The following is a 19159-nucleotide window of genomic DNA, read 5'->3' on the forward strand; positions in this document are numbered from 1 at the left end:
AATTGGAGTTGCTAGTAGGCGAACGAATGCAGCAACAACCTAGCAACTTCAAGTATGAAGGGTATATATAACAATAAAAAAAGCCGCTTATATAGCGGCTTTTTATGGTTCTAATTGAATGAAAAAAGTATATAAAGGTATTTTAACCTTTTAACTGCTCTGATCTAAAATTTCATAAAACTCGGTGCTTTGATAAACCATCTTTAAATACCCTTTACCGGCATCTAATCCTTTTAAAACTAATGAGACGGTTCCCTGATCTTGACCAAACCCTGCGGTATAATAACCACAGTCCATATACTTTAAGCACTGATAGAATTGATTACTATCATCATAAACACTCATACCAACTCTTTCGAAATTAGCCGCAGGCTGACCATAAGTATGGATTAGCTGATTTTTATATTGATTAAATTCGGCTTTACCTTTAGTACCATCTGGATCTTCAGTAATATCTTTTCCAAAAATCACCACTTTAACTAATTCGTGACTTTCTTTATCAAAAACACCGTAATACTGTTCTGCAAATGGTAACTTTGTATCAGGGTTAATCGCACACGTTTCGAAGTTATCAACACTACAACGTGTGGCATGTAGATCACTCTTCTTTTCGCCCCAATGTAGACCTATTGGCGCTTGTATCTCATGAGTAACTTGAGCTTCAAGAACTTGAGAATTAACATCTGCCATCACTGGCTGTACAAAAGAAAAAGCACTGCCTAAAACAAGAGCTGCACCGGTATAACGAGAGAATGTATTGATTAATGTTTTCATAAGGTTAATTTTTAGTAATCTTTTAAATTGAATTCGGATGGTTTTTATTATTCACCTATACAATATTCCATCAATGTAACTTAGAAGGTGACTACTTAGATTTACCTTTATCTACGCACCAAATCGGTTATTGTCCAGAGTTATAACTCTATTATACAACCCACTTCGCATTTCTCGTTTTTATATAGTCTTTTTAAGGTGAGATATTAATTTTCAAGTTTATGGACTTAAAAAATAGAGGGTAATGGGCTTTAGCTCATATAAAAACAGGAATGGATATCAAAAAATTCTGCCAAAATAAAATAAGCCACTAAATTTAGTGGCTTTATTTGATAAGTAATCTCATTTTCTAGCGGTGTGGAAACTAAAATATAAAAATGAGTATTAATCTATCTTTGTAATTATATTGTTAATTATTTTCTAGCTGTTCAACAATTTCCCCAGCCGCAATACGATGTCCTGATGTCGTCGGATGGATCTCATCAAAAAAGAGATAAGATGTTGGTGCAAGGCATTCAGGTAATAGCGCCGGAGACTCAGACGTCAATAGATAGTTACAAGCATCGGTGACATTGGTGAAATTATATTCTGCAGGATTCGCAACAATATCGTTTAATAACCCATTCAAATCAAAAGTAGAAATAGAGGCTTCTGGGAATGCGGTTTTCAAGCCATTAATTTGTTCATTCAGCATTGCATTATAGGCTGTTGTTAACAACGTTGCAGATTGATCAATATATTTTGCTTGGAATCGTTCAAAGAAATTATCAGCCTCAGCAAGGGTTGCTTGCTTAATTAACTGTGTTTCAGGAATCAATCCAATATCAGGAGTATTAATTAAGACGATGCTCTGACTACCGGAATAAAGTAATTTTCCTAACTGAGTCGCCACCGATGATGCTGCTTGATAAAGTGATTGATAAGCATCAATCCGAGTCGCACTATTTTCAGGATCGAAAATACGCTGCTGGATTAAACCACGAGCATAACGAACATCATTACCTCCGATCGTCAGCATATAAAGTGCATTTGGATCTGCGACACCATTATTCGCCAATAAATATGCATTAACTTGCGTTGGTAAATTGATATCTGGGGTATTTTCATTCCCATCTTCATCAATAGAAACTGCACCTGCGACCGCATAGTTAGTACCCACATTCAATCCAGCTAAATGAAGAGATGGATAAAGTACGGCTTCTTCACCTAATAATTGTTGAGTGACATATTCAACAATAACCGGTCCATTAGAGAATCGTTCCCCATAGGTTAATGACCCATCAACATCGACCTCATGTAAATTACCAACATCAGAAAGGCTATCACCAAACACATAAATATTAGAATATTCAGTCTCAGCAAATACTGTACCACTCAATAGGGAGCCAAATAATAGTGAGGAGGCTAGTATGACTTTATTTGTAGTTTTCTTTGTTGTTTTCTGTAACTCATTCATTGTATATCCCTATATATGATTAATTGCATCTTTTATTCTAGACAAAAAGTGGGCAGATATATCGTTTTGGGTTAAGCACTATTGTTATTTTTATTAACCTCAACTAATTTTAAACAGAATTAAATTAATATAAGTGCATTTAAACATGAAGGATTTAGTCTTTTTCGATACCTACTATTTACCTCTTTTCTTTGAAATATTACTGGTCTCTATTGGTATCTGGTTTGTTGCACAAAAAATATATATGCCACGACTCATTAAACTGAATGTGTGGCACCCTTCACTCTGTAATTTTTCTTCCTTTGTGATGACGTTGTTTGTCGTTTTTAATTTCTATTTCCAGATGGTGTAGTATGTCATTGACCAAATTTATCATTCCAATCATTCTTGTTATCTCCGCCATATTTTTAGGTCACAGTATCTGGAACACCTATATGTCAGCCCCTTGGACACGAGATGCCAAAGTGCGAGCAGAGATCATTCAAGTTGCCCCTAAAGTGTCTGGTCAAATTATTAAGATCAATGTTAGTGATAATGATTTTGTCAAAAAAGGGACGATAATTTTTGAAATTGAAGCAACAGATTATGAAAATAAAGTTAAAGAGGCTGAAGCGACTTTAGTACAGTTAGAAGCTTCACTTGCTCAAGCAAAAAATAATTATAATCGAGATAAATTACTGCTGCCAAAACGATTGATTTCAGAAAAACAGGTCACCAATGAAAAGCTCGATGTTGATAGCCAACAAGCCTCTTATAATGAAGTTCTTATCGATCTTGATGTGGCTAAATTAAATTTAAAACGTACTAAGATTATTGCACCTGAAGATGGTTACATTACAAATTTACAACAACGTGTTGGTAATTATATTAATGTAGGTCAAACCTTTGTCGCTCTCGTAGAGGCGGATTCTTATTACATCCTCGGCTATTTTACTGAAGCCAAAATTAAAAAAATCCAACAAGGTCAATCTGTTGAAATATATCCCTACACCAGTGACAGTGCTCTTTCAGGTACAGTTCAAAGTGTTGGACGTGCTATTGTTGACCAAAGCTCAGATCAAACCGGTTTACTGCCAAATGTACAGCCAACGATTCCATGGGTTCGTTTAGGACAACGCGTTCCAGTTCGCATTGCTATCGATAAAGCCGTTGTTGAAAGCAATCGTCTCATTGCAGGTACAACGGTTTCACTCAAGGTTCAAGAGTAGAGCGATGCTGAATCACTGGAGTGATAAAGATGCGACACTCTTTGCGATAAGGGTTTCGAGTAGTGTTATTCTAACTTGGCTAATCTGCCTTCAATTAAGTACTACTGCAACCAGTGCTGCGATGATCTCCATCATTATTATTTTGGTGTCTGGTAGTAATGGAGCCGGTTTAATTAAAGCCTTTGCACGAGCAATTGGGACGGTGTTAGGTTGCGCTTTTGTACTGTTTGTTGCTTCGTTCTCATTAATTGATAGCTGGCTATTTAATATTTATCTGATTATATGGATAGTACTCTGTATAGGTTTAGCCGGTTCTTTCCCTAATAGTTCAACTGGATATATGTTTGGTATGGCGGGAATGACCGCTTCGATTGTTGGCTTTCCACTCTCATTTTCACCTGAAATCGTCTCCGCTTTTAATAGTGTTCAAGCTCGATGCTTTGGTATTCTTATTGCGATTGCCATTTCAGTGATAACGACAACTATTTTACCTTATCAAGACGATATTAAGCGCTTAATTCCGATAAAAAGAGCAACATTAAAATTTATCTCGTTAATCTTTTCAAATAATAATCATCAAGAATCTCAACGAGGACTATCGCAATATTTAGCCTTATTAGGTCGAAATAAACAGTTACCCATTGATAGCTTAGTCGGGAGCAAAGCCTCTTTAGAACAGATCAAATCACAACGTGACTCCCTCTTCTATTGCGTCTCTATTGTTATCGCCTCTTTTAAAATCAACCGAATGCTAAAAGAGCTTGAAACACCAACAACACGCGAGCAACTAATTTCAGTTATTGATAAAATTCAAAAGCAGGGTGAACAAAATAAAGAGGGATTAATTCGCCAGATTTCACTGCCCAATAATCCGATGCAAGCCAAAATATTACAACACTCACTCTCTATTTTAGTTGATAATTTGATCTGGTTAAATTCGAATAAAATCGAGATCACTTCAACCACGTTTACTATGCAGATCACCCAATTCTTTAACCATAATGATTTCAAGACTCTATTTAGAAATATGCTGAGAGCCTCATTATTATTGTTGACTATCTCCTATTTTTGGATTGAAAGCCAATGGAGCAGTGGTATGAATGCAATGTTAATCACAGGGATTATGTGTTCAATGAATGCAACAAGCCCGAATGCTGATATTGGTAACATTGTCGCACTAAAATCCCAATTAATTACCATTGTTATCAGCTTTACCATTACGTTTGGTATTATGCCAATCGCACCGCCACAAATCTTTTTTACTGTTATGTTTCTTTATCTATTGGTGGTCAGTTATGAGTTCATAGCTTGTCGTACAGCCAATAAGCTAATTTGGATGTTTATGTTGATCTATTGGTCGAGTTACGTTCCATTGACCAATGTCCCCTCTTTTGACTTCAATAGTTACATCAATAATGCGACAGCCAATATTTTTGCCATTACTTTAATTATTGTCTTTTATAAGTTGGTTCCACAGCGTCAAGACAGTGACATTATTCTCGATACATTACGCCGATCTTTAAAGAAAATTAAAAAGAATAATTACTTCTACCCTGAAAATTACGTTAAATCAGATTTTATTCTTTCTGCTTACCCGGTATTAATGAGTCAAAGCCACACCAAGCCTTATTTGAATCGAATCTTATCTTTGAATGCCTGTTTAAGGTTGAATGAGTTATCATTACTTGATGATTCAGAAAGAGTGATTATTCAAAATCTTGCCGATTCATTAATTCATGGTGGATTGGTTGAAAAGCCGCTGTACCAATTACAACAGATCGCCAGAAAAAACATGGATAATTATCAAGATAGTGACAACTATGAGGCCTATAGTCTCTGGTGGCAATTAAGTTCGGCATTGTCTCAACTTAATAAATATTGAAGTAAATACTCAATATCAATCCGTTTTTATTACTTTGAGTTATTTCTTTTCTGGAAGTTCTGAACAATAATTAACTGATGTTGGTCAGTTGTCAGTTTAAATTATGGTCGGTTCGTGATAATCTTCGCGCCCTTCTGGCAAAATCACTCAATGAATGGTAACAACAATGAGCAAGGGTACTCTTTATATTGTATCTGCACCTAGTGGAGCAGGTAAATCTAGCCTTATATCGACGCTGTTGGAGACAAATCCAACTTACGATATGAAAGTGTCTGTATCACATACAACGCGTGAAATGCGTGTGGGTGAAGATGACGGAGTCCACTATCACTTTGTTGGCAAACCTGAATTTGAAGCGTTAATTGCTCAGGGTTCTTTTCTTGAATATGCAGAAGTCTTTGGTAACTACTACGGAACTTCTCAAGTTTGGATTGAAGAGACACTAAATAAAGGCATTGATGTCTTTTTAGATATTGATTGGCAAGGTGCTCGTCAAATATGCCAGCAAATGCCTCAAGCAAAAAGCTTGTTTATCTTACCGCCGTCACAGGAAGAGTTAGAGCGTCGTCTCAATACTCGTGGTCAAGATAGCCAAGAGGTGATTGCTAAGCGCATGAACGAGGCACGTTCAGAGATTTCTCATTACGATGAGTATGATTACATTATCGTAAATGATGACTTCGATGCTGCACTAATGGATTTAAGAGCCATTATCCGTGCAGAACGATTGAAGCAAAATAAACAAACTGCAAAATATGCGAGTTTGTTAAAAGGACTACTGGCAGAGTAGCCTTTATATACTGTACAATTTCTAGTTTAAACCATCATCATTGGAGTTTTTCATGGCACGCGTAACAGTTCAAGATGCAGTAGAGAAAGTTGGCAACCGTTTCGACTTAGTTTTAGTAGCCGCTCGTCGCGCTCGTCAAATGCAAACTGGTGGTAAAGATCCTCTAGTTCCAGCAGAAAACGATAAGCCGACTGTAATTGCTCTTCGTGAAATTGAAGAGAACCTAATTACTCAAGATATCCTAGATGCTCGTGAGCGTCAGGATCAACAAGAACAAGATGCCGCAGAGCTTGCTGCTGTTAGCGCAATCACTGGTGGTAATAGTTAATTCTAGAAGATAGGATTGAAGTCACCCTTGTATTTATTTGATAGTTTAAAAGAGATCGCATCAACTTACCTTTCAGAGAGTCAAATTGAGTCTCTGAAAGATGCTTATATTGTTGCGCGAGATGCACACCAAGGCCAAACCCGATCAACTGGTGAACCCTATATCATTCACCCTGTTGCCGTTGCACGGATCCTTGCAGAGATGCGTCTCGATAATGAGACATTAATGGCAGCGTTACTACACGATGTTATTGAAGATACAGAAGTCTCAAAAGAGGAGCTAGCTGACCGCTTTGGACAACCCGTTGCAGAGCTGGTTGATGGCGTCTCAAAACTAGATAAAATCAAGTTTCGTGACAAAAAAGAGGCACAAGCGGAAAACTTCCGTAAGATGATTATGGCGATGGTGCAAGACATCCGCGTCATTCTTATCAAGCTTGCCGACAGAACTCACAATATGAGGACGCTGGGTGCACTTCGCCCTGATAAGCGTCGTCGTATTGCTAAAGAGACGCTGGAGATCTTTTCTCCCCTTGCCCACCGTCTTGGCATCCATAACATCAAAGTAGAGCTTGAAGAGCTTGGCTTTGAAGCCCTCTACCCCATGCGTTACCGTATTTTACGAGAAGTGGTCAATACTGCTCGTGGTAATCGTAAAGAGATGATCCAAAAAATTCACTCCGAGATTGAAGGTCGTTTAGAAGACTCTTCGATTAATGGGCGTGTTGTCGGTCGAGAAAAGAACCTATTTTCCATCTATAACAAGATGAAAAATAAAGGGCAGCGATTCCACTCGATTATGGATATCTATGCGTTTCGAATTATTGTCGATAACCTAGATACCTGCTACCGAATTCTTGGTCAAATGCATAGCCTTTATAAGCCCCGCCCGGGTCGCTTTAAAGACTATGTTGCCGTACCCAAAGCCAATGGCTACCAATCTCTTCATACCTCAATGATCGGCCCTCACGGTGTTCCTGTTGAAGTGCAAATTCGTACCGATGACATGGATCAGATGGCGGATAAAGGGGTTGCCGCTCATTGGGCTTATAAACAAGATTCTGATAACTCTGAAACCACCGCACAAGTAAAAGCACAGCGTTGGATGCAGAGTATCATTGAGTTACAACAGAGTGCCGGCAGCTCATTTGAATTTATCGAAAATGTTAAGTCAGATCTGTTCCCGAATGAGATTTTTGTCTTTACACCTGAAGGTAGAATTATCGAGCTACCTGTTGGGGCAACGGCCGTCGACTTTGCTTATGCCGTACATACTGACGTCGGTCATTCTTGTGTTGGCTCTCGCGTCAATCGTCAACCTTACCCACTCAGTAAGCAGTTGAAGAATGGTCAAACCGTCGAGATTATCACTTCAAAAGGGGCTCGCCCGAATGCGGCATGGCTCAATTATGTAGTGACATCAAGAGCGCGAGCAAAAATCCGCCAGCTCCTGAAAACCGTTAGCCTACAAGAGACGATTACTCTTGGTCGCCGCCTGCTACGTCATGCATTAGGTGAAACCAAGCTTGATGAGATCCCACAAAAGAAAGTCGATGAAGTCTTAACTGAGTTTAAATTAGCCCATGTTGATGATCTTCTCTCTAAGATTGGCTCCGGCGAAAGAATGAGTATTGTGGTAGCACGTCGTCTATTAGATAGCTACGACAGCGAACTCAATGCCAATGATGATAAGCTCCCGATTCGTGGTGCAGATGGAATTCAGCTCACATTTGCTAACTGCTGTCATCCAATCCCTGGTGATCCCGTTGTCGCTCATATTAGCCCGGGTAAAGGGTTAGTGGTTCACTATGAAGGTTGTGCGAACATTCGTGGCCACCAGCGTGAGCCCGATAAATATATGGCGGTTGAATGGTCGAATGCACCAGAGCAAGAGTTTGTTTCTGAGCTAAAAATCGACATGATCAACCACCAAGGTGTATTGGCTGATTTAACTAATGTGATTGCTAAAACGGGTTCCAATATCCAAGGTTTATCAACTGAAGAGAAAGATGGACGCCTGTATCAAATTACGGTGCTACTAACCGCTAAAGATCGTGTGCATCTTGCGAAAATTATTCGTCGAATTAGAGTCCTCTCGAATGTGGTTCGAGTCGGCAGACAGATAAATTAAGCCTCTCGTCAGTCAGCTTCAATAGCTAACGATAAAAACTGATTAATAAGCGCCTTTTTTGGGCGCTTTTAACGTTATTAAAGAAGAACAATTATGACTCCTGACCGTTTCGAACGCATCCAAGACGTTCTTACCTCACGCCAACCTGATCTTACTGTTTGTATGGAAGAGGTTCACAAACCCAATAATATTTCTGCCATTATTCGTACTGCTGATGCTGTCGGTGTTCATCGTGTTCATGCGGTTTGGCCTAAAGGCAGTAAAATGCGAACATTAGGGCATACTTCTGCAGGTGCAAGAAACTGGGTCGATGTTAAAACCCATAACGACACAGCGAGTGCTTTTCGTGAACTAAAAAAACAGAATATGCAGATTTTAGTCACCAACTTGTCAGAGAAAGCCGTTGATTTTCGAGAGATTGATTACACCAAACCAACCGCCATCGTATTAGGGCAAGAGAAGTTCGGCATCAGCGAAGAAGCGCTAGCATTAGCCGATCATGATATTGTGATCCCAATGGTCGGGATGGTGCAGTCTCTAAATGTCTCTGTCGCTAGTGCATTAGTTTTATATGAAGCACAGCGTCAACGCCAGAATGTAGGCATGTATCAGAGAGAGACAACGGCAATTCCAACTGAAGAGGTAAATCGTCTTTTATTCGAGCGAGGTCACCCTGTTTTAGCTAGAGTTGCAAAACGTAAAGGGCTACCATGTCCTGAGTTTGATAATCAAGGTCAAATAGTGGCTGATGATCAGTGGTGGCAACAGATGCAATCCGCTAATATCAAGTAAAAGAGCGAACAAGCCAAGGAGTAACTTCATAATGAGTGGACAATTATTAGATGCACTCCCTCTCACCTCATTAGCTGGCGTGGGTGGGAAAACCGCAGAAAAAATGGCAAAAATTGGACTCAGTAGTATCCAAGACCTGCTATTTCACCTGCCCATTCGTTATGAGGACCGCTCAACAGTTCATCCAATGAATGAGCTTATTCCGGGGCAATATGCGACCATTGAAGGTGAAATACTCAGTAATAATACCATCTTTGGTAAACGTCAGATGTTGACAGTCAAAGTGAGTGACGGCCTGAATGCGGTCACTTTGCGCTTTTTCCACTTTAATGCCGCGATGAAAAATAGCCTTGCAGAAGGTAAGTACATCAAAGCTTATGGGGAAGTAAAAAGGGGAAAAGTCGGATTAGAGATCATGCATCCTGACTACAAAATCACAACTCAACCCTCAAATGATCAGACGGGAATCGATCCTGATAGCACCTTAACCCCAGTCTACCCGACCACCGAAGGATTAAAGCAGTTAACACTCCGTAATTTAACCGATCAAGCATTAGAGTTATTAGAAAAAACCTCGGTTAGTGAACTGCTTCCCGATGAGCTCTATGATCAACAACTCTCACTCACCCAAGCATTGAAAATCCTACATCGTCCACCTTCGGATGTCTCAACAGAAGATCTAGAACAAGGTAAACACCCTGCTCAGCGCCGTTTAATTATGGAAGAGTTGTTGGCACAAAATTTATCGATGCTGGCCTTAAGAAGCCAAAATCAACAACAAAATGCTCAACCATTAAAAACCAATATCGCTTTGGAGCAGCAATCATATACTCAGCGACTATTAAACTCACTCCCTTTTACGCCAACCAATGCGCAACAACGCGTTGTTCAAGAAATAGAGTCAGATCTTGCCAAAAGTTCACCCATGATGCGACTCGTTCAAGGCGATGTGGGATCAGGGAAAACCTTAGTTGCCGCGTTAGCCGCATTAACTGCGATAGAAAACGGTTTTCAAGTGGCGCTAATGGCACCCACGGAACTGTTAGCTGAACAACATGCCAATAACTTTACCCAATGGTGTACGCCATTAGGTATTAACGTTGGCTGGTTAGCAGGAAAACTCAAAGGCAAAGTCAGAGAACAAACATTAAGTGCCATTGCTAGTGGCGAAGCGCAGATGGTGGTAGGAACTCACGCCCTTTTTCAAGAGCAAGTTGAATTCCATAATCTCGCGTTAGTGATTATTGATGAACAGCATCGTTTTGGTGTCGATCAACGGTTAGGTCTGCGTGAAAAAGGAATCAAACAAGGTTATTTTCCACATCAGCTCATTATGACTGCGACGCCGATCCCACGAACACTCGCAATGACCGCTTATGCAGACTTAGAAACCTCTATCATAGATGAATTACCACCAGGTAGAACGCCGGTCACCACCGTTGCCCTTCCTGATACACGACGAGCAGATATTATTAATCGCGTCCGTCACGCCTGTTTAGAAGAGCATCGTCAAGCCTATTGGGTCTGTACTCTGATCGATGAATCTGAAGTTTTAGAAGCACAAGCGGCTGAAGAAACGGCAACCGAATTGATGGCTTCACTACCCGATCTTAAAATTGCGCTAGTTCATGGTCGAATGAAGCCAGCAGAAAAACAGGCGGTAATGGCAAAGTTTAAACAAGGTGAGACCGATCTGCTTGTCGCAACAACCGTCATTGAAGTCGGCGTTGATGTCCCAAATGCTAGCTTAATGATCATTGAAAACCCAGAGCGTCTAGGCTTAGCCCAACTTCACCAGTTAAGAGGCCGTGTTGGTCGTGGATCCGTCGCCAGTCACTGTGTACTGCTTTACCATGCCCCGTTATCAAAAACGGCGCAAAAGCGTTTAGGTGTCTTAAGAGAGAGTAATGATGGCTTTGTGATTGCACAGCGTGATTTAGAAATCAGAGGTCCCGGTGAAGTACTAGGAACGAAGCAAACCGGTATTGCCGAGTTTAAAATAGCTGACCTTATTCGTGACCAGCACCTAATTCCAGAGATACAGCGTTTAGCGCACTATTTACATGAGAGCTACCCAACCAACGCGAAGGCAATTATCCATCGCTGGTTAGGACAACGAGATGTCTATTCTAACGCTTAGTATTGATATAATAAAAAAGTGAGCCAGTTTCCTGACTCACTTTTACTCTTTTACTCTTTTATTCTTTTATTCTTTTAAATATTCAGAGCAGATCAGATCAAAACGAACAATTAACCTACATTGGGTTTACTCTTCACTTTATATGATTTTTGCACTGCAATAGAAAAGTTCACCTGCACTCGTAAACCGCCTGCACTACGATTGGTTATTAGCACTTCACCGCTGTGCTGATCGATGATTTTGCGTAAAATTGCCAAACCTAAACCACTGCCATTTGAGCTACCTCGGGCACTGTCTCCACGAGTAAAGGGTTGAAATAAATGCTCTAAGTTTTCTTCAGCAATACCCGGTCCATTATCTTCCACCATAAACCAAGCATGCTGTTGGTCTACCGTCGTTCCTGAACTAATTTTGATCCAACCGTTGCCGTAACGCGCAGCATTGACAACAATATTTGAGATCGCTCGCTTAATGGCAACTGGATTACCCACCACTGGCGAAGGGATATCGCCAAAATCTGTTTCTATCTCTCGCTCAACACTATTTTCAGAATTTGCGACATCATCGAGTAAAAGATTGAGATCAACATCCTCAACATCTTGTTCTTGAGAGGATCGGAGATAGTTAATAAATTGACTAATAATCTCATTGCTCTCTTCAATATCTTTATTAATGCTCTCGGCTAAATAGCTATCTTCTGGTGACATCATTTCCGTCGCCAGTCGAATACGAGTCAGAGGTGTGCGTAAGTCATGACTAATCCCTGCCAATAATAGTGCACGATCCTCTTCATGCTTTTGAATGCTTTCAATCATCTGATTGAACGAGTACGTTACCGCTTGAATTTCAGACGCCCCCTTAACAGGAAGTTGTGCTGGAATTTTTCGCTTACCCACCTCTATTGCTGCCTTTTCTAACTCAACTAATGGCCTGTTTTGACGGCGAATAAACATCCACCCCCCAACAACAATAAAGAAAGTTATCAGCAAGCTATAAAGAAAGAATGGCGTAAAATCATCAGGCTGCAACTCAGATAACGGTATTCTGATCCAGTAATTAGGTAAAGATTGAGTCTGAATCCATAGGATATAACTTTTTTGACTCGACGCGAGACGTACTTCCGTATTGATCCCAACTTGACGACTCATCTCTTCACTTAAGTAATCAATCTCTCTCGCATGGTTAAACTCCCGAGAATCCATCACCTCATTTTGACTGTGAAGAGTTACCCCTAGCTCATCAAGTAGCTTTCTTCTATCAACCTCAAGCTGACTATGATTGGTTAAACTCAAGCTACTTTGATTGGGCTCTTCCAACATCAATTTCACCTCATAAGAGAGGATATGATTAAACTGTTTGAGACTAGGAAGAATCGCGTAATTAAAAATAGCAAGATAAGTCAAAACCTGACTGACAACCAATAATACAATCAGTAGTAAAAAGGTGTGGGCAAAGGTGGTTCTTGGACGCATTTTTAGTCCGGTAGGCATAAGGGTATCCTGCTAGGTTTAAGGTGGAAAGTAGAAGGTAAACTTAATGTTTCTTTTCCCACATAATAAAAAGCCTACTCATATACCCTTCATACTTGAAGTCGCTAGGTTGTTGGCTGCACTTACTCGCCCCAATCATATAGTACACCTATACTCATGGGGTCTCACTCACTTGCCGCCTACTAGCAACTCCAACTACTTTGGGTATATAAAAATCAGTAGGCTTTTTAAAATCAATTTAGACACTTTCACCATCAGGAACGAAGACATAGCCCAAGCCCCATACGGTTTGAATATAACGAGGGCGACTCGGATCTTCTTCTATCATTCGGCGTAATCTTGAAATCTGAACATCGATAGAACGCTCCATTGCAGAATATTCTCTACCACGTGCCATATTCATGAGCTTATCACGAGACATTGGTTCACGAGCATTCGTCACCAATGTTTTCAATACAGCAAATTCCCCCGAAGTCAGAGGCATTGGCTCATCATTCTTGAACATCTCACGAGTTGCTAAATCAAGACGAAACTCGCCAAAAGTAACAGATTGAGTATCAGAGCTTGGCGCTCCCGGCGCTTCAATATTCTGACGACGCAACACAGCACGAATACGGGCTAATAGTTCGCGAGGATTAAAAGGTTTTGGAAGGTAATCATCCGCTCCAACCTCTAATCCAACAATACGGTCAACTTCATCGCCCTTTGCTGTTAACATCAGGATCGGTAATTCATTATTCATATGACGTAAACGGCGACAAATTGAGAGTCCATCCTCGCCTGGCAACATCAAATCTAACACCATCAAGTGGAAATTCTCACGAGCGAGCAGCCTATCCATCTGTTCTGCATTTGCTACTGCTCTCACTTGAAACCCTTGTTCAGTAAGGTAACGTTCTAACAGTGCGCGCAAACGCATATCATCATCGACAACTAGAATTTTATGGCTATCTTGCATCTTAACCTTCCTTCTATTTTATTGTTATAATTTATTATTTCACATATAACACATTAATAATTATTCTATTTTCTTTTTACACAGATAGTTTTTATTAATTGCTATTTTATTAGAAAAGCAAATAGAATAATCACTACAGGAGCAATCTTAACTAAAAATCACGAAAGCCAATGCCTTTATCACTATTAAGAAAAGTTACTTCTGTTATATTCTCTTTTTAGTTATAAGTTGCCAAGTAAAATATCCCTTCAAGTGTAAATAAATAGTCAATTTTCAACATCAAATCACAATAAACAATTTACCTGCAATCCTCTATTTTATCTTAGACACTATAATTAATCATCTTTCGCAGCGATTAGACGAAATAGACAGCGAACCTGACTATTTGTTTCGTATTATGTAATATTTAGTCACACGTTATATTGCATAAATAAAAAATAGGCTTAAGCTAAAATTAAAAAAAACAATTAAAATAAATAGTTAAGATCTCATCTAAAAATCAATGAACGTTGCGAGCACGCAGCAAGTACAAGCAAACAGATGGTAAACAAATGAAAACCAACTTGATCACTCGTGAAGGATACGAAAAATTACAGCAGGAGCTAAATGACCTCTGGCGAGAAGAGAGACCTGAAGTGACTAAAAAAGTCACTTGGGCAGCCAGTTTGGGTGATCGTTCTGAAAATGCGGATTACCAATACAATAAAAAGCGACTACGAGAGATCGATAGACGTGTTCGATACCTACGCAAAAGATTAGAGATTGTCATCATTGTTGACTACTCACCACAACAAGATGGTAAAGTCTTTTTTGGCGCTTGGGTTGAAATAGAGAATGAACAAGGGGAGGTAAAAACCTTTCGTATCGTTGGGCCTGATGAGATTTATGGCCGCAATGATTACACTTCCATCGACTCGCCAATGGCAAGAGCCTTACTAAAGAAAGAGGTCGATGATGAATTTGAGGTGGTAACACCATTAGGCAAAAAGCTGTGGTTTATCAACTCGATTAAATATTAGCAATATATTGCACCGTGAAGTTTCACTGTGGACTATGGAGAATAGAAAGTAATTATGAGTCAATCAATTAGTCAAATTATCGCTCAAGAGTTAAATGTTCGTCAGCAGCAAGTTGATGCCACAATTCAACTCCTTGACGATGGCAACACCGTTCCTTTTATCGCTCGTTATCGTAAAGAAGTCACAGGGGCACTTGATGATACTCAACTCCGAAATCTATCATCTAGACTCATTTATCTGCGTGAACTCAATGATCGTCGCCAAGTCATTATTAAGTCGATTAACGAACAAGGTAAATTAACCCCAGAACTAGAACGTGAAATCGCCAATGTTGACAGTAAAACACTATTAGAAGATCTCTATTTACCTTATAAACCTCGTCGTCGTACTAAAGGTCAAATTGCAATAGAAGCAGGGTTAGAGCCTCTTGCAGACTTACTATGGCTGCAACCTGAAAACGAGCCTAACAACAGCGCAAGTCGTTACATCAATACAGAACTGGGGATCAATGACGAAAAAGCAGCACTGGATGGCGCACGTGCAATTTTAATGGAGCGTTTTGCAGAAGATGCAACGTTACTGGATAAGATCCGTCGTTATCTTAATCAAAATGCAGAGCTTCAAGCTAAAGTTATCCCAGGGAAAGAGCAAGAGGGTGCAAAGTTTAAAGACTACTTTGAACATAATGAGCGCATTACTCATGTCCCATCTCATCGAGCTTTGGCAATGTTTCGTGGTCGAAATGAAGGTTTTTTACAGCTCAATCTTAATGCGGATCCAAACCAAGAACCAACGGTTAAAGGCTCTTATTGTGAACTCATTATTGCTGATCACTATAAAGTTGAATTAGGTCATAATTCAGCAGATTTATGGCGTAAACAGGTCATTAGTTGGGCTTGGCGTATCAAAATCCTCACTCATATGGAAACGGAATTAATGGGCACGCTCCGTGAAAATGCGGAGCGAGAAGGGATTAATGTCTTTGCTAATAATCTTCAAGATCTCTTAATGGCAGCCCCTGCGGGCCCTAAAGCAACATTAGGTTTAGATCCAGGCTTACGAACTGGCGTTAAAGTTGCAGTGGTTGATACCACGGGTAAGTTGGTTGCAACCGATACTATCTATCCTCATCAACCTCACAATAAAGTTGCTGCATCTGCACATTCGATCATTCAACTAATTAAAAAGTTCGATATTTCACTGATTGCAATTGGTAACGGTACAGCCTCCCGTGAAACGGATAGCTTTGTCGCTCAAGCATTAAAAGAAGCTGGCTTAAAAGTTCAAACTGTTATCGTCAGCGAAGCAGGTGCATCGGTCTACTCAGCCTCTGAACTTGCAGCCAAAGAATTTCCGGATTTAGATGTCTCTCTTCGTGGTGCCGCTTCAATTGCTCGTCGTCTACAAGACCCCTTAGCTGAACTAGTGAAAATTGAGCCTAAAGCGATTGGTGTCGGTCAATATCAACATGATGTTAGCCAGTCACTATTAGCTAAACGCCTTGATGATGTGGTTGAAGATTGTGTTAATGCTGTCGGTGTTGATCTCAATACAGCCTCAGCGCCTCTATTAACTCGCGTCGCAGGTCTCAATAAGACACTGGCACAGAATATTGTCAATTATCGAGATGAAAATGGTCGCTTCGATAACCGAACGCAATTGAAAAAAGTCGCTAGATTAGGTCCAAAAGCATTTGAGCAATCCGCTGGATTCTTAAAGGTGATGGGTGGAAAAAACCCACTTGATGCCTCTTCTGTTCACCCAGAAGCTTACCCCGTCGTAAAAAGTATCGCTCAACAAATTGGTAAAGATATTTCAGCCATCATTGGCAATAGTCCATTGTTAAAGAGTTTAAACCCGAATCAATTTATTGATGATAATGTTGGACTATTAACCGTTGAAGATATCATTAAAGAGTTAGATAAACCGGGACGGGATCCTCGTCCAGAATTTAAGACTGCGACCTTTAGTGACGGTATCAATGAGATTAAAGACTTAAAACTGGGGATGATCTTAGAAGGTGTTGTTTCTAATGTTGCCAACTTTGGCGCATTTGTCGATATCGGCGTTCACCAAGATGGCTTAGTCCATATCTCAGCTCTCTCTGATCGCTTTATTTCCGACCCTCGTGATATTGTCAAAGCTGGTGATATTGTTAAGGTTAAAGTGATGGAAATCGATATTGCACGAAAACGTATTGCTCTCACCATGCGTCTCAGTGATGAACCTAATCAAGGTGAAAGCCAAGGTGAGCATAGAGGTCGAAACCAAGGTAAAACCACCTCACCTCAAAACAATAATAAAAGAGAGAACAAATCCTCTCAGAGCAATGGACGCGGCAATGTTTCAGCACCACAAAACTCAGCTTTTGGGGGCGCATTTGCTGATGCCTTTGCTAAAGCTAAAAAGCGTTAAATCTAAAAGTATTTAAAGCTTAAGAGATAATCATCAAGCCACTCCACTTTTATCATCAATATCAGAGATAAAATGGAAGTGGCTTTTTATTTTGAATGAAACCCCACCATTTCTTTCTACCAGCTTTCAAGTTTGATTCCATCAAATTTTACTTATCATTCGCTTAACTCACTCATCAAGTAATCTAATACCAATAAATAATGAGATGCTAACGGCAGTGAAAATGACCAAGATAAAAACCAAAAAATTAATATTAAAATACAGGGGATGGGTGAAAATTGCTGTATATCGCCTTTTTTCCCCTTACTGTTTACTTTGCCAAAGCGAATTAACCATCAAAGAGCGGGATTTGTGTCATTACTGTTTAAACCTTTTGCCCGACCATCCTCGTTGTCTCTGTTGTGGTTTGCCTCTCCCTTCTAATCAAGAAAAATGTGGTGAATGCTTAAGATCTCCCCCCTTGTGGCAGAAACTTTCTTGTATTGGTGATTACACATTTCCTCTTGATAAATTAATTCAACAATTTAAGTACCAAAAACAGTTCATTTTAGCCCCCTCACTTGCTGAGCTTCTTATCCCATGGATCCAAGAGAAGCCACAAGCATTACTCCCTGTTCCCATGCACTGGCAACGACAACTATTAAGGGGGTTTAATCAAAGTGAACTTTTAACACTAGAGATTGGCAAAAGAATCAATCGCCCGACTTTATGTCATCACCTAATAAGAGCAAGAAAAACAACACCACAACAGGGACTTTCATCCAAAGAACGAAGAAAAAACTTACATCAAGCATTTGAGTTAGTTAAAGAGATAAACTATCAACATATCGCGATTATTGATGATGTTGTTACCACAGGCACGACCATCAATGAAATGATTAATTTATTAAAAAACAAAGGAATAGCAAGAATTGATGTCATTTGTCTGTGTCGAACCGCAAAATAAGAGAACAGGGTCTACTTATCAAATAAAAAATAGGGTATAACAGTGTTATAGAAACAGATATGAAGAATCGTGGAAATCTTTTCGATTCGGAGTATAATAAATAACCCACTAAATAACTCAGGTATATCATTGTGTCTCAGATTATTATCACTGACAGTGCTCAAACGCACTTCGCTAAACTTCTTGAACAGCAACCTGAAGGGACGAATATTCGTGTTTTCGTTGTAAACCCAGGCACGCCAAACGCAGAATGTGGTGTATCTTACTGCCCACCAGAAGCGGTAGAAGCAACGGATACTAAACTTGAGTTTGATAGCCTTATCGCTTTTGTTGATGAGCAGAGCCTACCTTTCCTTGATGATGCAGAAATCGATTTTGTGACTGACAAAATGGGCTCTCAGCTAACGCTAAAAGCACCGAATGCAAAAATGCGTAAGTTAGGTGATGATGCAACGTTAATGGAGCGTGTTGATTACGCTATCCAAACTCAAGTGAACCCTCAACTAGCTGGTCATGGTGGCCATGTAAACCTTGTTCAAATTACTGAAGATGGTATTGCTCTTCTTCAATTTGGCGGCGGCTGTAATGGTTGTTCAATGGTTGATGTGACGCTTAAAGAAGGTATCGAAAAAGAACTTCTTGTTCAGTTTGAAGGTGAGTTAACTGCAGTTAAAGATGCAACTGAGCATACTGCTGGCGAACACTCATATTATTAAGATTTAGTTAAGCTGAACTAAATTAAGCTTAAATACTAAAGATTAATGACTAAAGAGCCCAGATTATCGTAGTGACTTATTACGATAATCTGGGCTCTTTTTTATCGAATATTGA

Annotated in this window: 16 protein-coding genes; 12 read left to right on the forward strand and 4 right to left on the reverse strand. The window is 39.8% G+C overall.

The annotated features are described in order from the left end of the window. Window positions 1–150 precede the first annotated feature (150 nt). The gene (locus L0B53_RS06785) at window positions 151–774 is read right to left on the reverse strand and encodes a hypothetical protein (protein ID WP_235061389.1); all 624 of its coding nucleotides are present in this window, start codon (window positions 772–774) and stop codon (window positions 151–153) included. Window positions 775–1183: 409 nt separating this feature from the next. After that, window positions 1184–2230: an SGNH/GDSL hydrolase family protein gene (locus tag L0B53_RS06790; protein ID WP_235061390.1), complete on the reverse strand. Its 1047-nt coding sequence runs from the start codon at window positions 2228–2230 to the stop codon at window positions 1184–1186. A 145-nt stretch (window positions 2231–2375) separates the two neighbouring features. Here L0B53_RS06790 and L0B53_RS06795 point away from each other — a divergent pair, with 145 nt between their 5' ends. The 8 genes from L0B53_RS06795 (at window position 2376) to recG (ending at window position 11500) form a co-directional block, all read left to right on the forward strand. Continuing rightward, window positions 2376–2582, forward strand: coding sequence for a hypothetical protein (locus L0B53_RS06795; RefSeq protein WP_235061391.1), 207 nt, complete (start codon window positions 2376–2378; stop codon window positions 2580–2582). Between the two features lies 1 nt (window position 2583). Beyond that, window positions 2584–3438 carry an HlyD family secretion protein gene (locus L0B53_RS06800; RefSeq protein ID WP_235061392.1) on the forward strand — a complete coding sequence of 285 codons (855 nt, stop codon included), beginning with the start codon at window positions 2584–2586 and terminating at the stop codon, window positions 3436–3438. A 4-nt stretch (window positions 3439–3442) separates the two neighbouring features. After that, a complete protein-coding gene (locus tag L0B53_RS06805) occupies window positions 3443–5320 on the forward strand; it encodes an FUSC family protein (protein ID WP_235061393.1) in 1878 nt (625 codons plus the stop codon). A gap of 166 nt (window positions 5321–5486) precedes the next feature. Beyond that, on the forward strand, window positions 5487–6110 hold the full coding sequence (gmk, locus tag L0B53_RS06810; RefSeq protein WP_235061394.1) for a guanylate kinase: 624 nt from the start codon (window positions 5487–5489) through the stop codon (window positions 6108–6110). A 52-nt stretch (window positions 6111–6162) separates the two neighbouring features. Then, the gene (gene rpoZ / locus L0B53_RS06815; protein WP_235061395.1) at window positions 6163–6438 is read left to right on the forward strand and encodes a DNA-directed RNA polymerase subunit omega; all 276 of its coding nucleotides are present in this window, start codon (window positions 6163–6165) and stop codon (window positions 6436–6438) included. A gap of 27 nt (window positions 6439–6465) precedes the next feature. Then, window positions 6466–8568: a bifunctional GTP diphosphokinase/guanosine-3',5'-bis pyrophosphate 3'-pyrophosphohydrolase gene (gene spoT, locus L0B53_RS06820; RefSeq protein ID WP_235061396.1), complete on the forward strand. Its 2103-nt coding sequence runs from the start codon at window positions 6466–6468 to the stop codon at window positions 8566–8568. Between the two features lie 93 nt (window positions 8569–8661). Continuing rightward, window positions 8662–9360 (forward strand): tRNA (guanosine(18)-2'-O)-methyltransferase TrmH, encoded by a 699-nt coding sequence (gene trmH, locus L0B53_RS06825; RefSeq protein WP_235061397.1) that lies wholly within the window; start codon window positions 8662–8664, stop codon window positions 9358–9360. A gap of 31 nt (window positions 9361–9391) precedes the next feature. Then, complete coding sequence (gene recG, locus L0B53_RS06830) at window positions 9392–11500, forward strand: ATP-dependent DNA helicase RecG (RefSeq protein ID WP_235061398.1); 2109 nt, start codon at window positions 9392–9394, stop codon at window positions 11498–11500. 110 nt (window positions 11501–11610) lie between these two features. Here the strand turns inward: recG and envZ are convergent, their stop codons facing one another. Continuing rightward, complete coding sequence (gene envZ, locus L0B53_RS06835) at window positions 11611–12972, reverse strand: two-component system sensor histidine kinase EnvZ (RefSeq protein ID WP_235062190.1); 1362 nt, start codon at window positions 12970–12972, stop codon at window positions 11611–11613. A 256-nt stretch (window positions 12973–13228) separates the two neighbouring features. Next, complete coding sequence (gene ompR, locus L0B53_RS06840) at window positions 13229–13948, reverse strand: two-component system response regulator OmpR (protein WP_235061399.1); 720 nt, start codon at window positions 13946–13948, stop codon at window positions 13229–13231. A 551-nt stretch (window positions 13949–14499) separates the two neighbouring features. On the opposite strand from ompR, the gene greB reads away from it, so the two are divergent. The 4 genes from greB (at window position 14500) to nfuA (ending at window position 19044) form a co-directional block, all read left to right on the forward strand. After that, complete coding sequence (greB, locus tag L0B53_RS06845) at window positions 14500–14967, forward strand: transcription elongation factor GreB (RefSeq protein WP_235061400.1); 468 nt, start codon at window positions 14500–14502, stop codon at window positions 14965–14967. A gap of 54 nt (window positions 14968–15021) precedes the next feature. Beyond that, on the forward strand, window positions 15022–17382 hold the full coding sequence (locus L0B53_RS06850) for a Tex family protein (protein WP_235061401.1): 2361 nt from the start codon (window positions 15022–15024) through the stop codon (window positions 17380–17382). Window positions 17383–17653: 271 nt separating this feature from the next. After that, the gene (locus L0B53_RS06855) at window positions 17654–18328 is read left to right on the forward strand and encodes a ComF family protein (protein ID WP_235061402.1); all 675 of its coding nucleotides are present in this window, start codon (window positions 17654–17656) and stop codon (window positions 18326–18328) included. A gap of 131 nt (window positions 18329–18459) precedes the next feature. Then, entirely contained in the window at window positions 18460–19044 is a 585-nt protein-coding gene (nfuA, locus tag L0B53_RS06860) for a Fe-S biogenesis protein NfuA (protein ID WP_409202821.1), read from the forward strand. Window positions 19045–19159 lie beyond the last annotated feature (115 nt).

The organism is Vibrio sp. SS-MA-C1-2 (genome assembly GCF_021513135.1).
GTDB lineage: Bacteria > Pseudomonadota > Gammaproteobacteria > Enterobacterales > Vibrionaceae.

Bases quoted from the DNA above. Each gene is read 5' to 3' on its own strand.
- L0B53_RS06785 (WP_235061389.1), bottom strand. From the start codon at position 774: ATGAAAACATTAATCAATACATTCTCTCGTTATACCGGTGCAGCTCTT.
- L0B53_RS06790 (WP_235061390.1), bottom strand. From the start codon at position 2,230: ATGAATGAGTTACAGAAAACAACAAAGAAAACTACAAATAAAGTCATA.
- L0B53_RS06795 (WP_235061391.1), top strand. From the start codon at position 2,376: ATGAAGGATTTAGTCTTTTTCGATACCTACTATTTACCTCTTTTCTTT.
- L0B53_RS06800 (WP_235061392.1), top strand. From the start codon at position 2,584: ATGTCATTGACCAAATTTATCATTCCAATCATTCTTGTTATCTCCGCC.
- L0B53_RS06805 (WP_235061393.1), top strand. From the start codon at position 3,443: ATGCTGAATCACTGGAGTGATAAAGATGCGACACTCTTTGCGATAAGG.
- gmk (WP_235061394.1), top strand. From the start codon at position 5,487: ATGAGCAAGGGTACTCTTTATATTGTATCTGCACCTAGTGGAGCAGGT.
- rpoZ (WP_235061395.1), top strand. From the start codon at position 6,163: ATGGCACGCGTAACAGTTCAAGATGCAGTAGAGAAAGTTGGCAACCGT.
- trmH (WP_235061397.1), top strand. From the start codon at position 8,662: ATGACTCCTGACCGTTTCGAACGCATCCAAGACGTTCTTACCTCACGC.
- recG (WP_235061398.1), top strand. From the start codon at position 9,392: ATGAGTGGACAATTATTAGATGCACTCCCTCTCACCTCATTAGCTGGC.
- envZ (WP_235062190.1), bottom strand. From the start codon at position 12,972: ATGCGTCCAAGAACCACCTTTGCCCACACCTTTTTACTACTGATTGTA.
- ompR (WP_235061399.1), bottom strand. From the start codon at position 13,948: ATGCAAGATAGCCATAAAATTCTAGTTGTCGATGATGATATGCGTTTG.
- greB (WP_235061400.1), top strand. From the start codon at position 14,500: ATGAAAACCAACTTGATCACTCGTGAAGGATACGAAAAATTACAGCAG.
- L0B53_RS06850 (WP_235061401.1), top strand. From the start codon at position 15,022: ATGAGTCAATCAATTAGTCAAATTATCGCTCAAGAGTTAAATGTTCGT.